Annotated in this window: 9 protein-coding genes; 7 read left to right on the top strand and 2 right to left on the bottom strand. The window is 69.9% G+C overall.

What is annotated here, in order from left to right; genetic code table 11:
* Positions 1-165 precede the first annotated feature (165 nt).
* Positions 166-1440: a hypothetical protein gene (locus Q8Q85_01280; protein MDP3772880.1), complete on the top strand. Its 1275-nt coding sequence runs from the start codon at positions 166-168 to the stop codon at positions 1438-1440.
* 43 nt (positions 1441-1483) lie between these two features.
* Here Q8Q85_01280 and Q8Q85_01275 read toward each other — a convergent pair whose 3' ends face one another.
* Entirely contained in the window at positions 1484-3076 is a 1593-nt protein-coding gene (locus tag Q8Q85_01275) for a DUF445 family protein (protein MDP3772879.1), read from the bottom strand.
* A gap of 40 nt (positions 3077-3116) precedes the next feature.
* Here Q8Q85_01275 and ffh point away from each other — a divergent pair, with 40 nt between their 5' ends.
* The 6 genes from ffh to Q8Q85_01245 are packed head-to-tail and all read left to right on the top strand — an operon-like array spanning position 3117 to position 6919.
* A complete protein-coding gene (ffh, locus tag Q8Q85_01270; protein MDP3772878.1) occupies positions 3117-4448 on the top strand; it encodes a signal recognition particle protein in 1332 nt (443 codons plus the stop codon).
* Between the two features lies 1 nt (position 4449).
* A complete protein-coding gene (gene rpsP, locus Q8Q85_01265; GenBank protein ID MDP3772877.1) occupies positions 4450-4728 on the top strand; it encodes a 30S ribosomal protein S16 in 279 nt (92 codons plus the stop codon).
* 6 nt (positions 4729-4734) lie between these two features.
* Complete coding sequence (rimM, locus tag Q8Q85_01260) at positions 4735-5262, top strand: ribosome maturation factor RimM (protein ID MDP3772876.1); 528 nt, start codon at positions 4735-4737, stop codon at positions 5260-5262.
* Positions 5263-5955, top strand: a complete 693-nt coding sequence (gene trmD, locus Q8Q85_01255) for a tRNA (guanosine(37)-N1)-methyltransferase TrmD (GenBank protein ID MDP3772875.1) — start codon at positions 5263-5265, stop codon at positions 5953-5955.
* A gap of 5 nt (positions 5956-5960) precedes the next feature.
* Entirely contained in the window at positions 5961-6311 is a 351-nt protein-coding gene (gene rplS / locus Q8Q85_01250) for a 50S ribosomal protein L19 (GenBank protein MDP3772874.1), read from the top strand.
* Complete coding sequence (locus tag Q8Q85_01245) at positions 6311-6919, top strand: ribonuclease HII (protein MDP3772873.1); 609 nt, start codon at positions 6311-6313, stop codon at positions 6917-6919. The genes rplS and Q8Q85_01245 overlap by 1 nt, the downstream gene beginning before the upstream one ends.
* A gap of 8 nt (positions 6920-6927) precedes the next feature.
* Here Q8Q85_01245 and Q8Q85_01240 read toward each other — a convergent pair whose 3' ends face one another.
* Positions 6928-7380, bottom strand: coding sequence for a hypothetical protein (locus tag Q8Q85_01240; GenBank protein ID MDP3772872.1), 453 nt, complete (start codon positions 7378-7380; stop codon positions 6928-6930).
* Between the last annotated feature and the right edge of the window lie 417 nt (positions 7381-7797).

The raw sequence follows: 7797 nt of genomic DNA, 5'->3' as shown, positions 1-7797 counted from the left end.
GCCGGGTCGGGCCGAGCCGAAGAGCGCGGTGCCGAAGGAGACGATGATCGAGCGTCGGGATCGGCTCGACCAGGAGCTGCGGCGCGGGCTCGAGCAGCTCGGCGTCGTGGTGCGCGGCGCGGACGTGGCTCGGGCCGTGAGCGCCGCGGTGGGGAAGCGGATCGAGTGGGCCGGCTGAAGACCGCGGGCACGGCCGCGCAGCCGCACAGCCGCACGGGAAAGGCGCTCCTCTTCGGTGCGGCCGTGGGCCTGTGCGCCGGTGCGCCTGCCGTTGCCCAGGACACCGACGCGGTGCAGCGCATCGCCCAGGACGTGATTCCGGCGGTCGAGCGCGCGGTGGGCCTCACCTTCCGGCGCCCGCCCATCGTGGCCTCGCGGAGCCGGGACCAGGTGCGGGCGTATCTCTCGCGCAAGATCGCGCAGGAAATGCCGCCGGCCGAGATCCGCGGCGTCGAGCGTGCCTATCGGGCCTTCGGACTGATCGCCGCCGACGCCGATCTCCGCCGGCTCATGCTGGACCTCTACGGCGAGCAGGTCGCCGGCTTCTACGATCCCGATTCGTCCACCCTGTTCCTGGTCCGGGGCGCGGAGCCGATGATGGTGCGCCTGATACTCGCGCACGAGTTGGTCCACGCGCTCCAGGACCAGTACATGTCGCTCAACTCGATCGTGAAGCTGCAGCGCCAGAACGACCGGCAGATGGCCGGCCAGGCGGTGGCGGAGGGACAGGCGACGCTCGCCTCGATCCTGGCGCTGGCGCCCGGCGCCGACATGCCGAGCCTCGAGGCGATGTGGGACGGGGTTCGCGAGGGGATCCGCTCGCAGCAGGAAGCGATGCCGGTCTTCGCGGCCGCGCCGCGGATCATCCAGGAAGGGATGATCTTCCCCTACCTCAACGGCGCCGAGTTCATGCGGGCCTTCGGCGAGCGGCGCTTGCGCTCCGACGAGCAGCCGTACGGCAGCCGGCTCCCGATCTCGACCGAGCAGATCCTGCACCCCAGCCGCTACACCGCGCGCGAAGTGCCGGTGCGGCTCTCGTTCCCTCCGCTCCGGGCCGGTGACACGCTGATCTACGACGATGACTTCGGGGAGTTCGAGACTCGCGTCGCGCTGCAAACGTGGGGCGTGGCCGAGCCGGACGCGATCGCCGCGGCGGCGGGGTGGAACGGCGACCGTTACGAGGTCCGTGGCACGCCGAGCGGCACGGTGGTGCTGTGGGCGAGCGCGTGGGACACGGCGCAGGACGCCGCTGACTTCGCGCGGGCGCTCCGGAGCGGCTGGTCGCGAAGCGAGCGGGCGCGCACCGGAGGCCGCACCGGCTCGCGCCACTGGCAGGTGGATCCGGCGACCATCGGCGGAGTGAGCGTGGTCCGGCTGATCGACGCGCCGAATGGATGGGCGGGGTGGGTGCGGGTGCCGGAGGTGCGAGTGAGCCGCTAGCCGTTAGGGCGCTTCGCGGAGGCCATCGGCCATCGGCCAACGGCTAACGACTAGCTGCCACGATCGCCCAATTCACCAGGAACGCCACCGCTCCGACGAACCCGCCTAACCAGTACCCCAGCCGCACGATCAGGTCCAGCTCGCGCTGCGTCACGTTGCGGATGATCTCCTCCATCCGCTGGACCGAGAACCCGCGCACCTTCTCCTCGACCATCTCGCGCACCGAGAGCTGGGCGACCACTATCGGCACCTGCTGCTTGATCCACGTCCACATCGGATCCGCCATGGATGCGACGATGCGCCCGGGCGCGTCCTCCTGGAGCAGCTCCGCCGGCCTGCCTATGCGCCGGTCGAGGAGCGCGGCGCCGCCCGATGCGAACCCCTCGGCGATCCAGGCGCGCATCCGCTCGCCGCGCGCCGCCTCCTGGAGCCAGTCCGCGGCCTGGTTGGGCGGGAGGAGAGCGAGCAGGTCGCCCCAAGTGCGGCGCTCCGCCGACTCGAGCGCCTGGTCGAGCTTGGCGATCGCGAAGGCGCGGGTGTTGGCGTCGCGCACGGCGGCGAGCAGGTAGTCCGCCGCGGTGCGCCTGACGCCTTCGAGCCGCTCGCCGTCGAGCCCGCCGAAGTGCTCGCGCAGGGGCTTCCGCAGGAAGGCGACCACCGCCTCGTTGACCGCGCGCGAGAGCTGGTCGCGCATCACCGGCTCGTCGAGCAGCCGTCCGATCTGGTCGGCGCCATCGCGCTCGAAGGCGTCCATGATCCGGCCGATGGTCTTCTCGCTGACCACGATCTTCGCGATCACCCGCTCGTGGAGGAGCAGATCGTTCGTGAAGCGCTGCACCAGCCCGTGCACCGTGGTCCGCACCCGCTCGCGGAGGTCGGGCCTGGAGAGCAGCCCCGCGAGGCGCTCCAGGGCTACGGGGAGGTAAGCGCGGATCCCCGTCTCGACCGCCGCGACGAGTCCGGTCGGGAGTCGGTCCAGCAGCGGCTCGGGGTCGGTCGCGAGGCGGTTCACCTGTCGCTCGACGAACTCGCGGATCGCCCGCTCGAAGTCCTCGCTCTGCGCCAGCGTGTCCACCCAGCCGGCAGCCCACTGCTTGATGGACTCCTGGCGCGCCTCGGTGAGCACGCCCGCCACCGGGCGGTCCTTCAGCTCCGCGCTCTGGCGGGAGAGGAAGTCCCGCACCGCATCGTGGAAGGCCGGGGTCGCGGCGAACTCGACGAAGCGGTCGGCGACGGTGGGCGCGAGGTTCGCGATCGCTAGCTCCAGCTCAGCGGTGACTGGTGCCGGGAGCAGCTCACGCGCAGTGCCGTACTCGTTCAAGAGCGCCTTGGTCACCCAATCGCCCAGCGTCTTCTCGAACGCTTCGCGCAGGCCTGGCGCGGTCAGCTGGCGCTCCAGGTCCTCCGGAGTGAGGAGACGCTCTCCCACCGTCTTGCCGACGCTCTTGGCCAGCCGGTCCTTGTTCTTGGGGACCGCGCCCTGGAGCGTCCACGGCCCCACTTTGACCGGCTCGTAGGGGTGGAACAGCATCCAGATGGCGACGGCGTTGGTGATCCCGCCGGAGACGGCGCCGACGCCGATCGTGATGATCGCCTGGACCAGTAGGGTCGTCGCTTCGGGGCTGAGTGGGGTCACGGTTGCTCGAATCTTAGCGTCTCGATAGCTTTAAAGGCTAATGTTCGATGAGCTTAGCGAAAAGCTCTCCGCCGCGCTCAATCAGCTCCGAGGGCGCGGCGTTTTGACCGCGGAGGCCATCCGCGACGGGCTGGAGACGGTCCGCCGGGCCCTGCTCGACGCGGACGTGGGATTCGATGTCGCGCGCGGGTTCACGGAGCGCGTGGCGGAGAAGGCGGTCGGGCTGCCGGCGCTCAAGAGTGTGGCGCCGGGCCAGCAACTGGTGAAGATCGTGCACGAAGAGCTCGTCCACCTCCTGGGTGGGCAGCCGGCCACGATCCGCTACGCCAGCGTGCCGCCCACCATCGTCTACCTGGTCGGGCTCCAGGGGTCGGGTAAGACGACCACGGCCGCGAAGCTCGCCAAGCGCCTTACGTTGGAGCAGAAGGCGCCGTTTCTGGTGGCGGCGGACGTGTACCGGCCGGCGGCCGTCGCCCAACTCGTGGAGCTGGCCGGCCGGGTGAACGTCGGCATCCACGCCGAGCCGGGCCAGTCGGACGTGGTCGGCATATTGCGGCGCGGCGTCGAGGCCGCCAGGCACGCGCGGGCGCGCACCGTGCTGGTGGACACCGCGGGCCGGCTCGCGATCGACGGCGAGATGATGGACGAGCTCACTCGGCTCAAGGCTGCGGTGCCCCCGCACGAGGTGTTGCTCGTCGCCGATGGCATGACCGGGCAGGACGCGGTCCGCATCGCGCAGGGGTTCCACGACGCCCTCGGTATCACCGGCGTCGTGCTGACCAAGATGGACGGCGACGCGCGCGGTGGGGCGGCGCTCTCGATCTTCGAGACGACGCGGGCGCCGATCAAGTACGTCGGGGTGGGAGAAGGGCTCGAGGCCATCGAGCCGTTCCGTCCGGACCGCATGGCGAGCCGGATGCTCCAGATGGGCGACGTGCTCGGGCTGGTGGAGAAGGCGGAGCAGTCGCTCGACCAGGCCAAGGCCGAGAAGCTGGCGCGCAAGGCCACGACCAAGAAAGGCATGAACCTCGAGGACTTCCTCGAGGCGCTGAAGGAGACGCAGAAGCTGGGCCCGCTGGAGTCGCTGCTCGGGATGCTGCCGGGCGTGAACCGCGACATGATGAAAGCCGTGAAGGCGGCGGACCCCAGGCGGATGAAGCACGTCGAGGCGATCGTGCTCTCGATGACGCCCGAAGAGCGTCGTCACCCTGAGATCCTGAACGGGGCGAGGCGCGCCCGGATCGCGAAGGGCTCGGGCAGGCCGGTGCAGGAAGTGAACCGGCTGCTGGTGCAGTTCAAGGAGATGGGGAAGTTCATGAGGGGGATGGGGAGCCTCAAAGGTCTGCCGCGAATGGGCAGAGGAGCCGTGTGAGATGGCAGTGAAGATCCGGTTGCGCAAAGCAGGGCGCAGGCGTCAGCCCTCGTACCGCATCGTCGTGGCGGACTCGGAAGCGCCGCGGGACGGGCGTTTCGTGGAGATGCTGGGGCACTACTACCCGCGCGCCAAGGGCCGGCAGTTCGACCTCGACGTCGAGAAGGCGATGGCCTGGCTGAAGAAGGGCGCGACGCCTTCGGAGACGGTCGCGTCGATCATGCGGAAGGCGGGCTGTTTCGGCGCGGAGCTGCCCAAGCCTCCCGTCGAAGGGGCCTAGCGGCCCATGAACGGGCCGACCCATCTGGCGGTCGGTCTCCTGAAGAAGCCGCACGGGGTAAAGGGCGACGCGCTCGTCTACCCCCTCACCGACGAGCCTGAGACGGTGTTGCGGGTGGGGCGCATCCTCGCGGTGCTGGACCGGGACGGCCGGCCGACGGGGGCCGAAGTCGTAGTGACGAAGAGCCGCTGGTATCACCGCGCCTGGCTCGTTCACTTCGAAGGGATGGAAGACCGGAACGCGCTCGATGCGCTTCGCGAGCGTTATCTCGGGTTGGCGGTGGGTGAGGCTCGGCCGCTGGAGCCAGGCGAGTTCTACCTGCACGAGCTGGTGGGCCTGCGGGTCGAGACCAAAGAGGGCGAAGCGGTCGGGCACGTGACCGCGGTGGTCGAGGCGCCGCAGGGGTGGCTGCTCAACGTGAAGGGCTCGGCGCGCGAGCACCTCATCCCGTTCACGGCCGGCGTGGTGCGGCGGGTGGACCGGGCCAAGAAGCTCGTCGTCGTGACGCCGCCGGCGGGGCTCCTGGAGATCTGAGTGCTCGACGTCACGGTCGTCACGCTGTTCCCGGAGTTCTTCGCGGCGCCGCTGGCCGTCAGCATCCTGGGGCGGGCCGCGGCGAAGGGGCTGGTGAAGTACAGGGTGGTGGCGCTGCGCGACCACACGCACGACCGTCACCGTACGGCGGACGACGAGCCCTACGGCGGCGGGGCGGGGATGGTCCTGAAGCCCGAGCCGTTCTTCGAGGCACTGGACGCGCTCGAGCGGGAGCCGCCGGTGGTACTGCTCTCGGCGCGCGGCAGGCGGTTCGAGCACGCGGATGCGGTGCGGTATTCGGTGGGTGCGCAGCTCACGCTGCTGTGCGGGCACTACAAGGACGTGGACCAGCGGGTCGCCGATGACCTGGCCACCGAAGAGGTGTCGATCGGCGATTTCGTGATGTCGGGCGGCGAGCCCGCGGCGCTCTGCGTGATCGACGCCGTGGTGCGGCTGTTGCCGGGCGCGCTGGGCGACCACGAATCGGCGGCGGGCGACTCGCACTACGACGGACTGCTCGCGCCGCCCTCGTACACGCGGCCGCCGGAGTACCGCGGGGGGAAGGTGCCCGAGGTGCTGCTGTCGGGTGATCATGCCCGGATCGCGGCGTGGCGGCAGGCGGAAGCGGAACGACTGACCAGGGAGCGGCGACCCGACTTGTGGGCGCGCTACCGCGCACTGATGGAGGAGTGAGGCATATGGACCGGCTGGCGAGTTTACAGCGCGAGGGACTGCGGACGGATCTTCCGGACTTCCGTCCCGGCGACACGGTCAAGGTGAACGTGCGCGTCCGCGAGGGCGACAAGGAGCGCATCCAGGCGTTCGAGGGCGTGTGCATCGGCCGCAAGGGCGGGGGCATGCACGAGACCTTCATGGTGCGCAAGATCTCGGCGGGGGTGGGGGTCGAGCGGATCTTCCCGGTGAACTCGCCCAACGTGTCGTCGGTGGAGATCATGCGGAAGGGGAAGGTGCGCCGGGCGAAGCTCTACTACCTGAGGAAGCTCACCGGCAAGGCGACGCGCATCAAGGAGAACCGGGAGCAGAAGTAGTGCTCGGCCTCGAGGTCGAGCGGGAGTACTTCGCGCGTGGCAGCCGCCACGTGGCCGGCGTGGACGAAGTCGGCCGAGGGCCGTGGGCGGGCCCGGTGATCGCGGCCGCGGTCGTCGTCGGACCCGAATCGCCGCAACTCGAGGGCGTCAACGACTCCAAGCAGCTGACCAGCCGCCGCCGCGAGCAACTCGCGGCGGCGATCGTTTCCACCCTCTCCTATGCGGTGGGCGCGGCCAGCACGCGCGAGATCGACCGGCTGAATATCCGCCGCGCCACGGCGCTGGCGATGCGGCGCGCGCTGGCGCGGCTCCCCTGCCGCGCGGACACGGTGCTGGTGGACGGGCTTCCGGTCCCGGAACTGGAGCTGGCTCACGAGGCGATCGTGGACGGCGACGCGAAGAGCTTCTCCATCGCCTGCGCCAGCATCGTGGCGAAGACGGTGCGCGACCGGCTGATGCGGCTCCTGGCGGTTCGGTATCCGGACTACGGCTGGGACCACAACAGCGGATACGGAACGCCGGCGCACCGCGAAGCGATCGAGCGCGCCGGCGTGACGCCGCACCACCGGCGGAGCTTCACGCCGGTCCTGCAGCGGAATCTGTTCTAGCTTGCGGCTTACTTGCCGCCCGACGCGGCGTACACCTGCAGGCCCCAGTAGCATGGGTTCTGGCGGCAGGTGGCCATCTCGACCGAAAGCCCGTACGTACCGGTGAGTGGCGCGGTGAACTGGAGCGTGGGGTAGTCGTCGGTTTCGATGTCCTCGATGATCTTCGTGCCGTCAGGGGCGAAGAGGCGCAGGTCGATGTCGGAGCAGTCTTCGTCACATACGGCGATGATCACGTATCGGCCGCCGGCCGCGAGCATCGCGGCCTTCTGGTCGTTCGCGTCGTCGTTCAGCGAGCCGAACACGGCCTCGCGATCGGCCGAGTAGCCGAGGCCGCGCACCCGTTCCGAGTGGCGCAGGAGCTGGGCGCGGATCTGCTGCTGGTAGGTGTTCTGCGCGGGGGCGGGCGACGCGGCGGCCAGGGCGGCGGCGGCCAGCAGCACGGGGACCAAAGCGGGTTTCATCGGGTTCGCTCCGAGCGAGGGAGTGGGTCGGGAACGGCGCGGCTCAACCGGTGCAATGTTCCCATCCCGGGGCGGGTACGCAAGGTCGGAGGTCACAGTGCCGAGTGGTCGCTTGTGGAACTCGGCACCGCCGCTCAGCTTTGAGGCGTCCGACCCGGTAGCTCAGCTGGTAGAGCAACGGACTTTTAACTCTGTCGGCCTCGTGCGGGAGCGCGGTTTCGTGCTCCCGCACTGGCGTTCGAGGACCCTGTTTGACCGCACTGGCAGGCACTGACCGGCAAACACTACGGCAAACAGGATTGAGGGGCGCCGGGCGCGACCTAAGCGGATAGGCCCCGGGGCGCCGGGCCAGCTTGCCCTGTTGGCGGCCTGAGCGCACCTTGAACGCCGTCGGTAGGCCTGACATCAGGGTACGGT

The sequence above is a fragment of the Gemmatimonadales bacterium genome, assembly GCA_030697825.1.
Taxonomy (GTDB): Bacteria; Gemmatimonadota; Gemmatimonadetes; order Gemmatimonadales; family JACORV01; genus JACORV01.
This window is presented reverse-complemented; position numbering and strand designations above follow the sequence as displayed.

Excerpts from the sequence above, each read along its gene's own strand:
- rimM (MDP3772876.1), top strand. The coding sequence starts at position 4,735 with ATGAACGGGCCGACCCATCTGGCGGTCGGTCTCCTGAAGAAGCCGCAC.
- ffh (MDP3772878.1), top strand. The coding sequence starts at position 3,117 with ATGTTCGATGAGCTTAGCGAAAAGCTCTCCGCCGCGCTCAATCAGCTC.
- rpsP (MDP3772877.1), top strand. The coding sequence starts at position 4,450 with ATGGCAGTGAAGATCCGGTTGCGCAAAGCAGGGCGCAGGCGTCAGCCC.
- rplS (MDP3772874.1), top strand. The coding sequence starts at position 5,961 with ATGGACCGGCTGGCGAGTTTACAGCGCGAGGGACTGCGGACGGATCTT.
- Q8Q85_01240 (MDP3772872.1), bottom strand. The coding sequence starts at position 7,380 with ATGAAACCCGCTTTGGTCCCCGTGCTGCTGGCCGCCGCCGCCCTGGCC.